Consider the following 16,918-nt stretch of genomic DNA (forward strand, 5'->3'; position numbering starts at 1 on the left):
GGGACGCATGGCGAACATCGCGTACGACCGCAAAGAGCAGGTCCAGCAGATCGAGAGCGGCCTCCTCGAGGGTGAGCAGATCATCGCCGTCTACGACGCCGTCGGCACGGGCACCGGGTTCATCGGGCTGACCGACCGGCGCGTGATCATCCAGGACCGGTCCTTCGTCGGGAAGCGGTTCGCGATCACCAGCATCCCGTACTCGAAGATCACCAGCGTGAGCGTGGTCAGCAACAAGTCCTGGGGAGGGTCGTTCTTCTCCACCGGCGCCATCGCGATCCACGTCGGCACGCACACCTACGAGGTGGAGTTCCGTGGTGCGCAGAAGAGCCACCACGTGCACAACGTGATCCTGCACCACATCTCCTGACCTGAGGTCCCGCTGCGGGCCCGGCCGGCGTAATTGCCTTGCCGGGCTCGCACCGTCTCTGGTGTCCTCGGTCGACAGTCACGCGAAGGGAGCAGCGCCATGCCCGCTACGACGAAGTGCCTCCGACCCGACGTCAATCGCACCGAGGAATCGAGACTTCGTGAGCAGATCTGTTCCCCCGACCACGGCGCCGCTGCGCGCCACTGACACCAACCGCGGAGGCCGCTGATGTCGGTCTTCGATGATCCCGGCCTCTTCGGCCGACTGTGGGCCGCCGAGTACGACGGCCCGGGCAACCCCGACCCGATGCCGGCGGTGGACTTCCTGGCCGATCTGGCCGACGGTGGTCCGGTTCTCGAACTGGCGATCGGCACCGGCCGGGTCGCTCTTCCACTGGCCGAGCGCGGTCTGACAGTGCACGGCGTCGAGGCGTCCGAGGAGATGGTGGCGCATCTGCGGGCCAAGCCCGGCGGCGACCGGATCCCGGTGGTCATCGCCGACATGGCCGACGTACCGGTGGACGGTGAGTTCCGGCTCGCGTACCTGGTCTTCAACACGCTGTTCAACCTGGTCGACGCGGAGCGGCAGGCGGACTGCTTCCGCAACGTCGCCCGGGTGCTGTCGCCCGGTGGCGCGTTCGTCATCGAGACGTTCGTGCCCGACCCGCGCAGCTTCGACAGGGACGAGCAGGTGCAGGTGCGTGAGGTGACCGAGGACTCCGCGACGATCCGGCTGCACAGGTACGACCGACCGGCGCAACGGTTCATCAGGCAGACCATCACCTTCGACAGTGATGGCGTGCACCTGAAGCCGTTCGCCATGCGGTACGCCTGGCCGCACCAGATCGACGCGATGGCGCAGCAGGCGGGGCTTCGGCTGACCGAACGGTACGCCGACTGGCAACGGCGACCGTTCCAGGCCGACAGCCCGTCGCACATCTCCGTCTACCGAGCGGAGTAGCGGCGGTTGGTCGACTCCGGTTCCCGACGGAGCCGGAGTCGGCCTTCCGCGCTCGGCTGATTCTGCTGACGGCAGCCTCACTTGATCCGCCGGCTTGCGCCGAGGTGAGCTGGCAGCATGTCATCGGAAGTCGCCGGTTTCCCGCGCTCCTCGCCGTACTGGCCGGTGGTCAGTCACCCCCAGCTCCGGCGGGTCCTGCCCGGGCTTGTCGTGTCCGCGCTCGGTGACGGCATGGCGGTGGTCGCGGTGACCTGGCTCGCCATCCAACTCGCGCCACCGGATCAGCGTGGCACCTGGATCGCTGCCGCCGTGGCGGCGTACACCCTGCCCAGCGCAGCCGGGACGATCGTCTTCGGTCGGTTGCTCCGTGGGCGCAGCGGTGCCCAACTCGCCGGCTGGGACGCGATCCTGCGGGCCGGCGCGCTCGCGGCGATCCCCCTCGCTTACCTCGCGGGCGTACTCACCGTGGGGCTGTACGTCCTCCTGCTCGCCGTGTCGGCGTTGCTGCACTCGTGGGGTACCGCCGGGCGTTTCACACTGATCGCCGAGCTACTGCCGCAACGACACCACCTGCCGGCGAACGCGCTGCTCACCACCATCGCCGGCTTCGCCACGGTCATCGGCCCACCACTGGCGGGACTCCTGATCGAATGGGTGAGCCCGGTGTGGGTCCTCGCCGCCGACGCCGTGACCTTCGCCGTGCTGGCCCTCACGTACCGCTTCGCCCTTCCCGCCACCGACCGGGCCGCACCGCACGAGCGCGAGGCGTCGCGGACCGCCGGTTTCGCGGTCATCCGCCGCCAGCCCGCCCTGCTGGGCCTCCTGGTCCTGAGCCTCGGGTTCTTCTTCCTCTTCGGACCGGTGTACGTGGCGATGCCGCTGCACATCACCGACGACCTGCACGCATCGGCGACGCTGCTCGGCATCTACTACACCGCGTTCGGTGTCGGTGGCCTCGTCGGAGGTGTGGTCGCCGGTTACCTGCACCGCTGGCCGCTGGGGGCCACCACCATCGGCATCGTCGTCGGGTTCGGGGCGGCCATGCTGCCGCTCGGCCTGGGCGCACCGGTCAGCCTGTCCCTGCCGGCGTTCGCTCTCGCGGGTGTGATCTGGGCGCCGTACCGCTCCACGTCGATGGCGCTGTTCCAGCGCAGCACGTCGACCGCGCAACTGCCGGCGGTGCTCGCCGCGAACGGCGCCATCCTCGTGCTGGCCGTACCCCTGGGCACCATGCTGGGCGGGCCGTTGGTGGGCGTCATCGGCGCACGCCCGACGCTGCTGCTCTGCGCGGTCGCGATCGTGGCCCTCGGGCTGGTCGCCGCGGGGTTCGCGATCTCGCGGCGGAGCGCGCAAACCCCCGACGGTCCAGCCGTTCCCGAGATCAGTGCCCGTCGCTGATCTGGACGTCGTCCGGTGCCGGCCGGCCGCGCCCCGTCTCCACCAGCGCCTTGAGACTCATCAGGAAGGTCGCCCACTTGGTGCTGCACTGGTGCATCAGCTCGGTCGGCTCGCGCCAGCCCTCGTGCGTGAACTGGACGATCGTGTACCTGCCACGCTGTTCCAGACGCCAGTTGATCTGAGTGCCGATCCATTCCGCGGGGCCGTCGGTGACCCGCCACCGCACCCGGCCGGCCAGGTCCGACTCCAGGATGTCCAGGTCGAAACCACCGTCGTCGCCGAACCGGACGGCCAACCGTCCTCCGACCTCGCTGGTGCCGGCCGTGTCGACCGACCACCATCCGGCGACGCCCTCGGGAGTTGCCACCGCTCGGTGGACGTCGGCGAGCGAAGCGACGACGCCGACCTGGTGCAGAATGTTGACCATTGTCATGCTCCTTCGTCGTGGTGGCGGTCGCGTTCGATCGCCTCGGCGATGCGCTTGATCCGGCGCAGACGGGCGTCCCAGGTCGCGCCCACCGCTGACAGTTGGGCGACCGCTCGGGCGAGTTGCGCCTCGTCGACCTGGTAGTGACGCTCCCGGCCGGCCGGCTCGCCGTGGATCAGCCCCACCCGGTCCAGGACGGCCAGGTGCTTCGCGACGGCCTGGCGGGTGACGGGCAGTCGCCTGCTCAGCGACGTGGCAGTGCCCGGTCCGTCGGCGAGAAGAAGATCGATCATGGTACGTCGGGTGGGGTCGCCGATAGCGGACCACAGCTCGTCGTCGACCGCCGTACTCACGGGGTGGCGACCAGCCGCGCGACGTACGTGCCCAGCCTGGGCATGTAGTGGTCCCAGCCGTTCTCGTGGTCGCGGTACTGCTCCTCCAGGACGGCGACCTCCCAGCCCATCTCGCGGAACCCCGTCTCGGTCATCCGGACCCGGGTGCCCGCACCGCTGGGTGCCAGGTCGAAGGTGACGAGCAGCGCCTGGCCGTTCCGGCCATCGTCGGTGAAGCACCACCGGAAGGAGAACCGCTTCGGCGGGTCGACCTCGATCACGGCGAGGGCGACGGTCGTCGTCTCGCCGGTGTCGCCGTTGCGCCAGACCAGCTCGCCGGGCGCGCCCGCGACCGACTCGAACCGCGCGTCGTCCGGCCACCACTCCCGCATGTGCTCCGGCCGGCTGACCACCTCGAAGACCACCTCGGGTGCCGCGTCGACGTGGATGTCGCGTTCGATCGTTCCCTGTTCCATACCCTCACCCTTTCGCAACCTTTGGTTGCACCCAACCTACGCCGAGCACCCCCCTGGTGCAACCTTTCGTTGCGCGTCTCGGGATCGTCGTACCCCGGTCGGACAATGCCCGGCATGTCTGAGACGACTCCGCACCAGCACCACGCCATCGACTACGTCGAGTTCACGGTGACCGACCTCGCCGCTGCCAAGCGCTTCTACACCGAGGCGTTCGGTTGGCAGTTCACCGACTACGGCCCGGGCTACGCGGGAATCCGCAACCCCCAGGGTGACTCCGAGGTCGGCGGTCTGCGCCTGGACGAGGCCGTACGCGCCGGCGGTCCGCTGGTGCTGCTCTTCTCGACCGACCTCGACACGTCGGTGCAGGCAGTCAAGGACGCCGGCGGCCAGGTGGTCGACGGGCCGTACGAGTTCCCGGGCGGCCGGCGGTTCCACTTCACCGACCCCAGCGGCAACGAGCTGGGCGTCTGGGCCGAGCAGTAGGCCCCTGTCGCGTGGCGGCCGGCCGGCTTGACCGGCCACCATACGATCCGCGCATGAGGCGTGCGGAGATAGACGGGGTCACGGTCCTGCGACGCGACCTGCCGGGCGTGCTGGGCGCATCGTTGACCTTCGGCTGCGGCACCCGCGACGAGGAACTCGACTCCATCGGCCTGAACCATCTGGTGCACCATCTACTGGAACGGGCCGACCCGTACGTCGCGGACAAGTACGCGAACGACACCTGGGTGAACGAGACCTCGTTCGTCGCCGCCGGCACCCCCGAGCAGATCGCGGAGCACTTCACCACGCTCTGCTCGACCATCAGCCATCTTCCGCCCACCGACCTGTCCGACGCGGTCGCCGACGTCGACGCGGACGACCGGGACGTGTCCGACATCGACGAAGGCGTGCTCGACCCGTGGGGATCACTGCTCGCCCGGCGGTTCGGGCCGCGCGGGCACGGCCTGGCGCGCTGGCCGGCAGTGGACTACCGACTCTTCACGGCCGACGAGATCAGACAGCATGTCGGCAGGTTCTTCACCAGCGGCAACGCCGTCCTCGCAACGACCGCCGAAGCACCTCCGTCGATGCGACTGCTACTGCCCGCCGGACCCCGCGCAGACCACGACACACGCCTCGCGAACCACCAGTCGGGCCCGGTCTGGTACGCCGATGAGGTGCACGGTGTGGCGCTGGTCGTCGGCTCCCCGCCCAGCGCGGAAGCCCTCCTGCTGATGTCCGCGCTGAGATCGCGCGTCTTTCAGGCGGTGCAGCGGGCCGGGATCGCCCGGTACGCCGAACTCATGGCCGAGGTCGTCGACGGCACGCGGCACGAACTCGGCATCCGGATCGACCCGACGAGCGCCCGGCGGTTCGACGCTGCGGTGGCGGCGGAACTGCTCTGGGCCGAGCTACGGAGACTGGTGCACGACGGGCTCGACCAGGCCGACATGGCGAACCTGGAAGCGAGTCGGACCATGGCCGTACCCGCCGAACTCGTGCCGACGTACGACGCGTTGGCATGGATGCGGCCGATCCAACAGCTCGAATCCGCTGCCCACCGGGAGTTGCTCGGCACCACCGAGCACTACCTCACGGATCCGCTCACCGAACCGGACGGGCTCTCTCCGGTCGCGGCGCGGGACATCATGTCGGGATGGCTCTCCTCCGCCATGATCGTCGTGCCGTACGGATCTCGACCCGACCTCCCCGGCGTCACCGACGCCTCCTGCCCCAGCACTCGCTTCGTGCCGGCAGGTGACGTGGTCCGGCCGGCCTTCCGGAAGCGGTTCGGCAACAAGGGCTCGCTGGTGATCAGCACTGACGCGATCTCCACGGTGGACGGCGAGGGCAACGTGCACACCGTTCCGCTGTCCCAGGCGCTCGTGGTCGAACGGGACGACGCGCTCTGGCTCGCCCACGTCGGCCACGGCTGCGTCACCACCATCTCGGACTTTGCCAGCGCAGCCGGCAAGCTCCGGTCCGTGCTACCCGCGCGGCGGATCCGTAGAGCGTCGGGGATCTGAGCCCACAGGCGGGTCCGTCACTGCCGCCGGGCGCGCAGCACGCCGGTCAGCATCGGCAGTGTGAACTCGCCCTCGGCGGTGTCCGGCCTGCTCTCGAGAAACGAACGGATCCGGCCGAGCAACGCCTCCCGGTCCGCCTCCGGCATGACCAGCATTCCCGCCCGGGTCGCGAGTGTCGCGACGAGGGACTCGGCGGTACGGCGCTGCCCGTGCGGAAACTCGGCCTGCTCCGACGACCCGAACCGGACAGCCGGACCGAGCATGTCCGCTGTCGCCGTCCGCCAGGCGCTCAACGTGTCCCGCGGGCCGATGGCCGCGCTCCCGCTGACCCGTTCGAGGTCGGCAACCCAGTCGATCCGGTCGTCCATGACGTTCCACAGTCCGGCCAGGACGCCTCCGGGTGCGAGGACCCGGGCGATTTCCGGCCCCGCGACGGCCATGTCGAACCAGTGCAGGGCGTTGCCGGCCAACACCGCATCGACTGACGCGTCCGGCAACGGGATGACCTCGGCGCTGCCCGGCAGGGCACGAACGGCCGGCATCGCGCGGCGCAACTCGGCGAGCATCGCCGGGTCGGGCTCGACCGCAACGACGTCCACGCCCACCGCGAGCAGTGTGGCGGACAGCTTGCCGGTGCCGGCGCCAAGGTCGAGCACGCGCTGGCCGGGCGCGACGTCGAGCGCCCATCGAACGGCGGCCTGCGCGTAGTCCGGGCGGTGCTCGGCGTACGCGGCAGCCGCCGCGCCGAACGACGATCGCAGCAGCTGTTCCGTCACACGGTCAACCTACCCCGATCGATGGACGTCGACTGCGACCATGGCCACCGTGAAGATCGTGTGGATCTGCTGGCGGATGCGGTACCCCGCCTACGTGCTGGGCATCGCGGCCGGGATAGCCATGTTCTGGCTGCCGATGAAGACGTTCGACGACAACGAAGCCTGGGAGACGCGGCTGCGGTCCGATGGCGTACCGGTCCAGGCAGTCGTCCACGAGATCGTGCACAAGGGACGCAGCAGCAACACCATGCATCTGCGATACCAGGTCGGCGGGGCCCAGCGTCAGGCCGAGGTTGGCTGTTGGGAGGTGTGCCTCCAGGCCGACACCGCCGTCCGGATCTGGGTCAACCCCGATGATCCCGACGATTTCGTGACCGAGTTCGGGGTGTTGAGTGGGCATCGCGGCCGGCTGCAGGGCGTGGTCGGGGCTGCGGGTCTGATCCTGGCCGGCACGATGCTGGCCGCGGTGATCGTCCGCTTTTTCGGACAACGACGAGACCGCCGACGACGCGACTGGCAGTCACAACAACGAGAAGAGCGCCGACGACAGTTCCTGAACGCCCGGGGCGGGACGAAGCGCAAGCCGAGCCGCCGCTGACCAGGCCAACCCGACCACTGCCTGTAGAGCTGCCCCATATCTGGTCCGCGCCGTCACCCGACCCGGATCAAGGCTCGACCATGCTGTCCTCGACTACACGCATCATCCCCCACCCGCGCGATCGGCCCACCGCGCCGGCAACTACCGGTGGTCGCGCTGACGCTGGCGTAGCAGCACGGCTGTCACCAGGTAACCAACGCCGAGCAGTGCTGCCAACACAGCGACGATGACGGACCACCTGATCGGCTCCCCGACGGCGAACACCCCGTACGCCACGGCGAGGAGGAGCAGAACCCTCCCAGGACAAAGCCCTGCTTCGGCGTCTTCGCTGTCTGCCACACGGGCTACCCGCCGGTCCCACGTGTGCGATCCTGCCACCTGCCCGGTGGCACGACCATGCATGGGAGGCACCATGGAGATCACTTCTGGCGGTACGCCAGGGCCGCGCCTTGCCGACCGTCTAGCCGTTCTCGACAACAACGTCTACGGCCGCCTCCACCACGCACCGAGGGCGAAGGAGCTGGCCGAGATGTTCGTGCGCGCGGGTTGGCGTGCTCGCGCGAACTCGTGGACCGAGTACGAGGTTGACGACCAGACAGCCCTTCTGCGAGAACTCGCTGGATGAGCAGTTCGGTGTGAGGCTGTAACAGGACGTTGAGACCGACTTGGTGGTCTTCAGCGACCCGGCACCCCGAGGACGACGGTGAGGTCCTCCTCGGCCGCCAGCACAACCCCGTCGAACTCCATCTGCGCGGCGGCCACCGACGCAGCCCGGTCGTTGCCCGGCCAGAAGTGGGTGAGCATCAGTCGGCGGGCCCTCGCCCGGCGAGCCCAGTGGCCTGCCTCGACAGAGGTCATGAGATGACGTGTGGGCCGGTTGGTTTCGCCGTCGCGATCAGTGGCCTCGACGATGAAGAGGTCGGCGTCGCGGCCGAGTTCGGCCAGCACAGGGGTCGGGCCAGTGTCCCCCGAGTAGGCCACGGCGATCCCGTCGGCCTCCAGACGAATGCCTGCGTTGGGTACGTGATGCGGAAGTGACAGGCCGGTCAGGTCGAACGGTCCCACTCGATGGTTACCGGGCAGCGGATGCACGTCGAAGACCGCGCGCAGGTCGACATCGGGCTCCAGGCCGCTGAGCCGTTCGAGCACACCTGGCGGGCAGTACAACGGCAACGGTGATCCATCAGAGTCACCGTAGAGCCGCATCCGGAACAGCCCGTGCAGGTCGATGCAGTGGTCAGGGTGCTCGTGGGTGATGACGACAGCGTCCAGCGCACCATCCGGCCAGTGCGCGAGCAGCCGCGGCAGCGTGGCGTAGCCGAGGTCGAGCACAAGGCGGTAGCCGTCCCAGTCCACGGCGAAACCGCTACAGGCGCGGCCCGGTTCGGGGAAGGCACCACAACTGCCGAGCACGGTGACCTGTCGCATCCGCACAGATTGCCAGCCCGCCAGTTGTCTAGCCGCCCTGCGCCCCCTCACCTGGCCCTCGTCCCGCTCCGCCACCTTCGCCCGGTATGGTCGCGACCGTGTTGTCACTGCGGGGAGCCCATGAGATCCACGTCGGCCGCCCCGGCAGTTCCCGTGCTGAGAGTAGGTCTCGTCAATGGCATGCCGTATCAGTGAGATCGTGCTCAAGTGCCGCGACCCCCAGGTGCTGGCGCGGTTCTGGTGCGAGGTCCTGGACTTCGTAGAGCTCGATCGCGAAGAGGGGGTCTACATCGAGATAGGCCCGCGCGAAGGGTTCGGCGGCCCGCAGCCGACGATCTTCCTCATCCGCGACGACGAGCCCAAGAACGGGCATGCCCGGCTGCACATCGACGTCAACCCTACCGACCGCGATCAGGACGCCGAGCTGGAGCGCCTCCTGGCAGCCGGGGCCGAACTCGTCGACATCGGCCAGCCCGCGGATGCGTCCTGGCACGTCCTCGCCGATCCAGAAGGCAACGAGTTCTGCCTGCTCAAGCGCCGCCTCGACCCACTCTGACGGCCTTCGCCCGAACGATCGACGCCCCTGTCGTTCTGCGGCGGCCCCTCGGGCTCCCCGCTTCCGCGCCAGCCGCCGGGCGTACCGCCGCGCATCAGTCGACGGAGAACGCGCCGGCAGTCCGGCCGCTGCTGCGCACCGCCATCGAAATGGGACGCGGGAAACGTTGACCCGGAACGACCCTGGCTAGACGTTGAAGCGGAACTCCACGACGTCGCCGTCCTGCATGACGTACTCCTTGCCCTCGATGCGGACCTTGCCCGCCGCCTTGGCCGACGCCATCGAGCCGTGCTCGACCAGGTCGTGGTACGAGACCACCTCGGCCTTGATGAAGCCGCGCTGGAAGTCGCTGTGGATGACGCCCGCGGCCTCCGGCGCGGTGGCGCCGATCGGGACGGTCCAGGCGCGTGCCTCCTTGGGGCCGGCCGTGAGGTACGTCTGGAGGCCGAGGGTGCGGAAGCCGACGCGGACGAGTTGGTTGAGGCCCGGCTCGTTCTGGCCGATCGACTCCAGCAGCTCGCGGGCCTCCTCCTCGGGCAGGTCCACCAGCTCAGATTCGATCTTGGCGTCCATGAAGACGGCCTCGGCGGGGGCGACCAGGGCGCGCAGTTCGTCGAGGAACGCCTCGTTGGCCAGCTCGTCCTCGTCGACGTTGAAGACGTACAGGAAGGGCTTGGTAGTGAGCAGGTGCAGCTCGCGCAGGTGCTCCAGCTCGATCTTGGCGGCGGCGGCCCCGGAGTAGAGCGTGGTGCCACCGTCGAGAACCTCGATGGCGGCCTTCGCGGCCGCCACGGCGACGGCCCGGTCCTTGCGGAGCTTGGCCTCCTTCTCCAACCGGGGCAGCGCCTTGTCCAGGGTCTGCAGGTCGGCGAGGATCAGCTCGGTGTTGATCGTCTCGATGTCGTCGGCCGGGGAGATCTTGCCGTCGACGTGCACCACGTTGGGGTCGGAGAAGGCCCGGACCACCTGGCAGATTGCCGACGCGTCCCGGATGTTCGCCAGGAAGGCGTTGCCCCGACCCTGCCCCTTCGACGCGCCGCGCACCAGGCCGGCGATGTCGACGAACGACACCGGGGCCGGCAGCACCTTCTGCGAGGAGAAGATCTCGGCCAGCTTGCCCAGCCGTTCGTCGGGAAGCCCGACCACGCCGACGTTGGGCTCGATGGTGGCGAACGGGTAGTTCGCCGCCAGCACGTCGTTCTTGGTCAACGCGTTGAAAAGCGTGCTCTTGCCGACGTTGGGCAGGCCGACGATGCCGATGGAGAGACTCACGACCAGCCAGCTTACGCGGGTGCCGACCGGGCCGACCCACGCGGCTCCGACTCGGCCCGACCGCCGCCGCTCAGCCGAGCAGTCGGGGGGCGATGACCGCCTCCCGGACGCTGCCGTCCACGCCGCGGCTGACCTCGTACGCCGAGACGCCCGCACGGTCCGCGACTGCCTCGACCAACCGGGTGCCCCGGTAGACCAGCCCGACCCCGTCGTCGGTGCAGTGGCTGGTCGGCAGCCTCTCGTCACCGACCAGCTCGTGCATGAGCGGACGGCGTTGGCCCTCGCTGTCGTAGTGCACCCCGTTGCCGTACGGCAGCCAGCCGAGGCCCTCGGTGAAGCCACGCAGCCGGGGGCCGAAGCTGTCGGTGGCACCACCGACGTGCCAGCAGATCGAGCCGGCGGAGACACCGGCCAGCACCACGCCGGCCTGCCAGCACTCGTGCAGGATCTCGTCGAGCCCGTGCACCCGCCAGACGGCGACCAGGTTGGCCACGCTGCCGCCGCCGACCCAGATCACGTCCTGGGCGAGCATGTGCGCGCGAACGTCCTCGACGTTCGGCATGGGGAACAGCGCGAGGTGCGACAGCCGGAACCGGGTGGCGGCGAACGCGCTGTAGACGGCGGTCAGCGAGGTGGGCTGGTCGCCGACAGCCTGCCCGAGGTAGCAGACCCGCGGGTGCGGACCAGCCTCGGCCAGCTCGGCCGCCAGGTCGAAGACCGGGCTGGGGCGCATGTCGTAGGGCCCCCGGTCACCCCGGGAGAAGCCCATGCTGGTGGCGATGATGGTCGGCTCGCTGGCAGGCATCGGGGCGTCCTTCCGTCGGGGCGTTGCCGTGCCCATCCTGCCTCAGCCGACACACCAAGCAGGCTCGACGGTCACCGGGACCCCTCCGGTCGCCGCTGGCGAGGCACCTCGACCTCGGGCCAGCTGGCGAAGGCCGGCCGGTCGGCCAGGGGCAGTTGCCCCGCGGCGGCTCGGGGCAGGGTGAACCGGTCGGCGGCGGCCGGACCTGCCGAAAACGACTCGCGCAGCATCCACCGCACCTCGTCGGCCGTCCAGCCCAACGCCGGCCGCCCGGCGATCTCGCGAACCAGCCGGCGGCCGACCCGGGTGTCGTCGTCGTAGAAGCGCATGCACCAGTGGTGCGTCCACATCCCGAGCGCCCGCAGACCGGCGTCGTCCAGGGAACCGGCCAACCGGCCACAGGCGGTGTCGGAGAAACCCTGGTCGGGGTCGCCCGCCCGGTCCCGTTCGATGGCACCCACGGCGGCCGGCGCGACCGCCCGCATCCGTCGGTAGAAGGCCTGCACCACAGCGCGGGGCAACGACGGGAACGCACCCGATGTCGACGCCGCCGCCCAACCCGCCACGCTCGCCATCCGCTGCACCCCTTCTTGAGTTGGTGGCCGGACGCTACCCGCCACGACCGACACTTCCGGGCCGAAGAAACCTCTCTGATCGTGGATAGCGACGATGACCTGGGGCGTCTGTAGGTGTGACAACGAAACGGGGGTGATGAGTGGACGAGGACGAGCGCGCGCGGCTGTCCGAGTTCGTCGCCAGCCGGACCCCAGCGCTGATGCGGGTCGCGTACCTCCTAACCGGGGACCGCAGCGCCGCCGAGGACCTGTTCCAGACCGCGTTGGCGCGGACCATCCCGAAGTGGGGAACCATCCGGCACGCCGACCCGGAGGGATATCTGCGCGTGGTGATGTACCGCGAGCAGATCAGCTGGTGGCGGCGACTGCGCCGATGGCGGGAGACGCCCCTCAACCCGGCCGACGAACCGGTCCGCGCTGACCCGAGCGGCGGCTCCGACGTGCGGTTGGCGATGCGGGCCGCGCTCCGTCACCTGCCACCGGCGCAGCGGGCGGTGGTGGTCCTGCGCTACTACGAGGATCTGCCCGAAGCCCGGGTGGCCGAGCTTCTGGGCTGCTCGGTGGGCACCGTACGCAGCCGGACGCACCGGGCGGTCAAGCGGCTGCGCGACCTGCTGCCGGAGATCGAAATGCTGGAGGTACGGCAGTGACCGATCCCTTCGAGCACCTCATCCGCTCCACCCTCACCGACCTGGCCGAGGAGGCACCGATCGTGCATGACCAGTTGAATCGAGCGGAACGGCGGGTTCGCAACCGACGCCGTGGCACGGTGACGATGGGGGCGGTGGGCACTCTCGCGGCGATTCTGATCGCGGCGCCGATCGCCCTGGCCGCCAGCAGATCGGACGGGCCTCCCCCAGCCGTGCCGAGCCCCGCGGGCCCGGCAGCCGTACCCAGTCCGCCGGTACCCACCCCGTCCGGGCCGACCCTGGTGCCGCTCGAATCGAGCCCCAAGGCGGAGATGCCCCCGGGGAAGAGGATCGGGCCGCCCGGCGTACCGGGCCGGCCGACGGCCACGCCGAGCCCGTCGACTCCGCCGGGTGTGCCCGGCAGGCCGGGCGACCCGGTTGCCAGTCCACGTCCGTCGAGTCCGCCGGGCGTACCGGGGGTGCCGGGCCCGCCGACGGCCACGCCGAGCCCGTCGCATTGAGTTGGACCGGTCCGGCCTGCGGTTTCCCAACGCCGGCCGGACCGGCCGTCCCACCTCCATCCCGTCTGTGGCCGGGCCAGGACGACGGCGACTCGGATCACGGGGTCGAACCGAGATCCCGGTCACTTCCCCGCCGCGCTCCCCCGTGCCGGCGAGCGTCGCGCGTCACGGCGACAGTGGGCGCCGGCCCACGGAATTTGTCGAGCCCGGTGTGCCCGCTCATCCTTGGGCCATGACCAATCCCGGACACCCGAAGCGCAGGCTGCGGTGGCACCGATGACCACCGCCATGGCCCGGGTGCCCGACTCCCTGCGGGGACAGATCGTCACGCCCGGCGACCGCCGGTACGCGCAGCTGCGCTCGACGTACACCACCTCGGCGTCACCGGCCGCCGTCCTGCTGCCGAAGACCACGGCTCAGGTGGTCGACGCCCTCCGCTACGCGCGGGAGCAGCGGCTGCCCATCGCCGTCCGCAGCGGTGGGCACGGCTTCTCCGGCGCCTCCTCGAACAACGGCGGGGTCGTCATCGACCTGTCCATGCTCAACCGGGTGCAGGTGCTCGACGAGCGGGCCGGGCTGGTCCGGGTCGAGGCTGGCGCCCGTTGGGCCAACGTGGCGAAGACACTGGCCCCGTACGGCCTGGTGGTCAGCTCGGGCGACCACGGCGGTGTCGGTGTCGGCGGCCTGGCCACCGGCGGAGGTATCGGCTGGCTGGTCCGCGCTCACGGCCTCACCATCGACCGCGTCCGGGCGGTCGAGGTGGTCCTCGCCGACGGGACGCTGGTACGCGCGGACGCCGACCACGAGCCGGAACTGTTCTGGCTGGTCCGGGGCGCGGGAGCGGGAGCGGGGATCGTGGTGGCCTTCGAGATCGAGGCCGCGGAGCAGCGCAACGTCGGCGTGGCGCAGGTGGTCGTCGAGGCGCGGCCGGACGGGCGCACGATCAGGGAGTGGACGAGTTACCTCGCGCAGGCTCCACGGGAGCTGTCCGCCGCCGCCGTGGTGTACGCCGAGGGCCGCTCGGCACTCATGTCCATCACCGCCGTGGTGGCCGCCGAGAGCCTGCGCCGGGCCCGACCCGCGGTGGAGCCGCTGCTCGCCATCGGCAGGGTGCTCGAACACCGGACCGACCTGCTGCCCTACCCGGCCCTGGTCCCGACCGCGCACTTGCACCCGAACGTCGGCCAGCAGCGGGGTACGACCACCAACGGTCTGTTCCGCGATCTGGACGACGCCGGCGCTCGGGCCGTGATGCGAGCGGTGACCGGGCCGGGGCGGGCGGTGGTCCAGCTCCGCTCGTTGGGCGGGGCGATCAACGACGTCGCTGCCGACGCGACCGCGTACCCCCATCGCCACCAGGACACGATGGTGGTCGCGTCGGTGTTCCCTCCCCAGGGCGCGGGGGCGTTGGACGCCGCCTGGCGGGCGGTCGGCGCGCGGGCCGACGGGGCGTACGTCAACTTCGAGAGCCGGCCCGGCCCGGACGCGTTCGCCCGGATCTACCCGGGCGAGACCGGAGCCCGGGTGCGGCGGCTGTGGAAGCGGTACGACCCGGATGGCGTGTTCCGCCCGGCCCTGCTGACCGGCCAACCGCAACGCGCCGTACGGCCGACCCGGTCCGCCCAGCCCACCGGATCCGGCCAGCCGCATCGGCGCCGTCGACGCCCCCGTTGACGGCGGCCCTGGACACCAGCACGCCCAGGTCCGATTCCCGCCAGCCGCTGCCCCGCCGGACGGGGCATCATCGGGGACGTGGAGATGGACTTCGAGCGGTGTTACCGGGCCGTGGACAGCCGTGACCAGCGCTTCGACGGCTGGTTCTACACCGGCGTGACGTCCACCGGCATCTACTGCCGACCGTCCTGCCCCGCGATCACGCCCAAGCGGCAGAACGTCCGGTTCTTCCCGTCGGCCGCGGCCGCGCAGGGCGCCGGGTTGCGCGCCTGCCGCCGCTGCCGGCCGGACGCCGCACCCGGCTCACCGCAGTGGGACGTCCGCGCGGACGTCGTCGGTCGGGCGATGCGGCTGATCGCCGACGGGGTGGTCGACCGCGCCGGCGTGCCGGGGCTGGCCTCGCGTCTCGGCTACACGGAGCGGCACCTGCACCGGATGCTGAGCGCCGAGATGGGCGCCGGCCCGCTCGCGCTGGCCCGGGCCCAGCGGGCGCAGACCGCCCGGATCCTGATCGAGACGACCGACCTCGGGATGGCCGAGATCGCGTTCGCCGCGGGCTTCGGCAGCGTGCGGCAGTTCAACGACACGCTCCGCGAGGTGTACGCGAGCGCGCCGTCGGAGCTGCGGACGGCCCGTGGTCGCCAGCCGGCGGCGACCGGGGCGGGGACCATCACCCTGCGATTGGCGTACCGCCCGCCGTTGCACGCCCGGGCGCTGCTGGACTTCCTCGCGGTGCGGGCGTTGCCCGGGGTGGACGAGGTCCGCGACGGGACGTACCGCAGGGGTCTGCGGTTGCCGCACGGCACCGGCGAGGTGGCGCTGACCCCGGCGGACGGGCACGTGGCGGCGACGCTGCGGCTGACCGACCTGCGCGACCTGGCACCCGCCGTGGCCCGGTGCCGTCGGCTGCTCGACCTGGACGCGGACCCGACGGCGATCGACGCCACCCTGGCGGCGGACCCGGCGCTGGCGCGGGCGGTCGCCACCGAACCCGGGGTCCGGCTCCCGCGCGCGGTGGACGGCTTCGAGATGACGGTACGCGCCGTAGTAGGCCAACAGATCGCAGTCTCCGCAGCAAGGACGACCCTCACCCGCCTCCTCCTGACCCACCAGGTCGATCATGAGGTGGACCGGGCCGATGGAGATCGAACTCCAGGCCAACCCCATGATCAACCGGGTTCGGTGGCGGGGCCGCTGCGGGGGTTCTTGAGCGCGGAGGAATTGTTGGGTCTGCCGGACAGCGGGTTCGGGATGCCTTCGGCGCGGCGGGAGACCCTGCGGGGAGTGGCTCGGGCCGTCGTGGGCGGGGATCTGGACCTTGCTCCTGGAGTGGATCGCGAGGAGGCCGTGCGGCGGCTCCTCGCACTGCCCGGCATCGGCCCGTGGACCGCCAACTACCTGGCCATGCGCGCCCTCGGCGACCCGGACATCCTGCTCAGCACCGACCTCGCGGTCCGGCGCGGCGCCGCCGCGCTCGGCCTGCCCGACACACAGAAGACCCTCGACGGGTACGCCGATCGGTGGCGTCCCTGGCGGTCCTACGCCACGATCAGACTCTGGAGAGCCGCATGAGCATCGACAGCACCGTCCTGACCACACCGACCGGCCCGTTGAGCATCCTCGCCGGCCCGGACGGTGACGTACGGGCCGCCGGCTTCACCCACGACCCGGCGGCACTGCTGCCCCTGGTCCACCCGACCCTGCGAGCGCCGCTGCGACAGCGGGGCGACCTCGGCCCGGTGAGCGTCGCCGTGACGTCCTACCTGGACGGTGACCTCGCCGCGATCGACGCGGTGCCGGTCCGTCAGGTCACCGGTGGCGAGTTCATGGCGCACGCCTGGCAGGTGCTGCGTGCGGTGCCGCCCGGCACCCCGGTCACCTACACCGGGTACGCGGCACTGGCCGGCCGCCCACCGGCGGTGCGAGCCGCCGCGGCGGCCTGCGCCCGCAACGCCGTCGCGCTATTCGTGCCCTGCCACCGGGTGCTCCGCACCAACGGATCACTCGGCGGCTACCGCTGGGGGCTGGACGTGAAGAAGTGGCTTCTCGGTCATGAGCGCCGCTTGACGGCAAGCTGACAGAGGCATCGCCACCTGTTAGACGCTACCGTCT

20 protein-coding genes are annotated in these 16,918 nt (G+C 70.7%); 11 read left to right on the forward strand and 9 right to left on the reverse strand.

The features are described from left to right. Window positions 1-7 precede the first annotated feature (7 nt). From O7631_RS00685 to O7631_RS00695, 3 genes are all read left to right on the forward strand, one after another. Window positions 8-370 (forward strand): PH domain-containing protein, encoded by a 363-nt coding sequence (locus O7631_RS00685; protein ID WP_030337500.1) that lies wholly within the window; start codon window positions 8-10, stop codon window positions 368-370. A 228-nt stretch (window positions 371-598) separates the two neighbouring features. Continuing rightward, a complete protein-coding gene (locus O7631_RS00690) occupies window positions 599-1,330 on the forward strand; it encodes a class I SAM-dependent methyltransferase (protein ID WP_278142571.1) in 732 nt (243 codons plus the stop codon). 117 nt (window positions 1,331-1,447) lie between these two features. Further along, on the forward strand, window positions 1,448-2,728 hold the full coding sequence (locus tag O7631_RS00695; protein WP_278142572.1) for an MFS transporter: 1,281 nt from the start codon (window positions 1,448-1,450) through the stop codon (window positions 2,726-2,728). Here O7631_RS00695 and O7631_RS00700 read toward each other — a convergent pair. Genes O7631_RS00700 through O7631_RS00710 form a run of 3 tightly spaced genes read right to left on the reverse strand, consistent with a single transcriptional unit; the run spans window position 2,712 to window position 3,963 of the window. Then, the gene (locus O7631_RS00700; RefSeq protein ID WP_278142573.1) at window positions 2,712-3,155 is read right to left on the reverse strand and encodes an SRPBCC domain-containing protein; all 444 of its coding nucleotides are present in this window, start codon (window positions 3,153-3,155) and stop codon (window positions 2,712-2,714) included. The two genes, O7631_RS00695 and O7631_RS00700, sit on opposite strands and share 17 nt — an antisense overlap. A gap of 2 nt (window positions 3,156-3,157) precedes the next feature. Then, window positions 3,158-3,508 (reverse strand): metalloregulator ArsR/SmtB family transcription factor, encoded by a 351-nt coding sequence (locus O7631_RS00705; RefSeq protein ID WP_278142574.1) that lies wholly within the window; start codon window positions 3,506-3,508, stop codon window positions 3,158-3,160. Beyond that, on the reverse strand, window positions 3,505-3,963 hold the full coding sequence (locus O7631_RS00710) for an SRPBCC domain-containing protein (RefSeq protein ID WP_278142575.1): 459 nt from the start codon (window positions 3,961-3,963) through the stop codon (window positions 3,505-3,507). The genes O7631_RS00705 and O7631_RS00710 overlap by 4 nt, the downstream gene beginning before the upstream one ends. A gap of 114 nt (window positions 3,964-4,077) precedes the next feature. Here O7631_RS00710 and O7631_RS00715 point away from each other — a divergent pair, with 114 nt between their 5' ends. Next, the gene (locus O7631_RS00715; protein WP_278142576.1) at window positions 4,078-4,446 is read left to right on the forward strand and encodes a VOC family protein; all 369 of its coding nucleotides are present in this window, start codon (window positions 4,078-4,080) and stop codon (window positions 4,444-4,446) included. A 53-nt stretch (window positions 4,447-4,499) separates the two neighbouring features. Continuing rightward, entirely contained in the window at window positions 4,500-5,972 is a 1,473-nt protein-coding gene (locus O7631_RS00720; protein ID WP_278142577.1) for a hypothetical protein, read from the forward strand. A 17-nt stretch (window positions 5,973-5,989) separates the two neighbouring features. On the opposite strand, the gene O7631_RS00725 is transcribed toward O7631_RS00720, so the two are convergent. Beyond that, window positions 5,990-6,748 carry a class I SAM-dependent methyltransferase gene (locus O7631_RS00725; protein ID WP_278142578.1) on the reverse strand — a complete coding sequence of 253 codons (759 nt, stop codon included), beginning with the start codon at window positions 6,746-6,748 and terminating at the stop codon, window positions 5,990-5,992. Window positions 6,749-6,842: 94 nt separating this feature from the next. Here O7631_RS00725 and O7631_RS00730 point away from each other — a divergent pair, with 94 nt between their 5' ends. Next, a complete protein-coding gene (locus tag O7631_RS00730) occupies window positions 6,843-7,346 on the forward strand; it encodes a DUF3592 domain-containing protein (RefSeq protein ID WP_278142579.1) in 504 nt (167 codons plus the stop codon). Between the two features lie 141 nt (window positions 7,347-7,487). Here O7631_RS00730 and O7631_RS00735 read toward each other — a convergent pair whose 3' ends face one another. Together O7631_RS00735 and O7631_RS00740 are read right to left on the reverse strand one after the other, a co-directional pair. Then, the gene (locus O7631_RS00735; RefSeq protein WP_278142580.1) at window positions 7,488-7,622 is read right to left on the reverse strand and encodes a hypothetical protein; all 135 of its coding nucleotides are present in this window, start codon (window positions 7,620-7,622) and stop codon (window positions 7,488-7,490) included. Window positions 7,623-8,021: 399 nt separating this feature from the next. After that, on the reverse strand, window positions 8,022-8,849 hold the full coding sequence (locus O7631_RS00740; protein WP_278142581.1) for an MBL fold metallo-hydrolase: 828 nt from the start codon (window positions 8,847-8,849) through the stop codon (window positions 8,022-8,024). Window positions 8,850-8,949: 100 nt separating this feature from the next. On the opposite strand from O7631_RS00740, the gene O7631_RS00745 reads away from it, so the two are divergent. Then, complete coding sequence (locus O7631_RS00745) at window positions 8,950-9,330, forward strand: VOC family protein (RefSeq protein WP_278142582.1); 381 nt, start codon at window positions 8,950-8,952, stop codon at window positions 9,328-9,330. Between the two features lie 186 nt (window positions 9,331-9,516). Here the strand turns inward: O7631_RS00745 and ychF are convergent, their stop codons facing one another. From ychF to O7631_RS00760, 3 genes are all read right to left on the reverse strand, one after another. Continuing rightward, window positions 9,517-10,602: a redox-regulated ATPase YchF gene (gene ychF, locus O7631_RS00750; RefSeq protein ID WP_278142583.1), complete on the reverse strand. Its 1,086-nt coding sequence runs from the start codon at window positions 10,600-10,602 to the stop codon at window positions 9,517-9,519. 70 nt (window positions 10,603-10,672) lie between these two features. Beyond that, window positions 10,673-11,407, reverse strand: a complete 735-nt coding sequence (locus O7631_RS00755; protein WP_278142584.1) for a peptidase E — start codon at window positions 11,405-11,407, stop codon at window positions 10,673-10,675. Window positions 11,408-11,478: 71 nt separating this feature from the next. After that, entirely contained in the window at window positions 11,479-11,982 is a 504-nt protein-coding gene (locus tag O7631_RS00760; RefSeq protein ID WP_278142585.1) for a hypothetical protein, read from the reverse strand. A gap of 140 nt (window positions 11,983-12,122) precedes the next feature. On the opposite strand from O7631_RS00760, the gene O7631_RS00765 reads away from it, so the two are divergent. From O7631_RS00765 to O7631_RS00780, 4 genes are all read left to right on the forward strand, one after another. Then, the gene (locus tag O7631_RS00765) at window positions 12,123-12,632 is read left to right on the forward strand and encodes a SigE family RNA polymerase sigma factor (protein ID WP_278142586.1); all 510 of its coding nucleotides are present in this window, start codon (window positions 12,123-12,125) and stop codon (window positions 12,630-12,632) included. A 776-nt stretch (window positions 12,633-13,408) separates the two neighbouring features. Beyond that, window positions 13,409-14,806 carry an FAD-dependent oxidoreductase gene (locus O7631_RS00770; RefSeq protein WP_278142587.1) on the forward strand — a complete coding sequence of 466 codons (1,398 nt, stop codon included), beginning with the start codon at window positions 13,409-13,411 and terminating at the stop codon, window positions 14,804-14,806. 78 nt (window positions 14,807-14,884) lie between these two features. Next, complete coding sequence (locus tag O7631_RS00775) at window positions 14,885-16,378, forward strand: AlkA N-terminal domain-containing protein (protein WP_278142588.1); 1,494 nt, start codon at window positions 14,885-14,887, stop codon at window positions 16,376-16,378. Then, window positions 16,375-16,884 carry a methylated-DNA--[protein]-cysteine S-methyltransferase gene (locus O7631_RS00780; RefSeq protein ID WP_278142589.1) on the forward strand — a complete coding sequence of 170 codons (510 nt, stop codon included), beginning with the start codon at window positions 16,375-16,377 and terminating at the stop codon, window positions 16,882-16,884. Before O7631_RS00775 ends, O7631_RS00780 begins: the two co-directional genes overlap by 4 nt. Window positions 16,885-16,918: the final 34 nt, after the last annotated feature.

Source organism: Micromonospora sp. WMMD967 (genome assembly GCF_029626165.1).
Lineage (GTDB): Bacteria > Actinomycetota > Actinomycetes > Mycobacteriales > Micromonosporaceae > Micromonospora > Micromonospora taraxaci.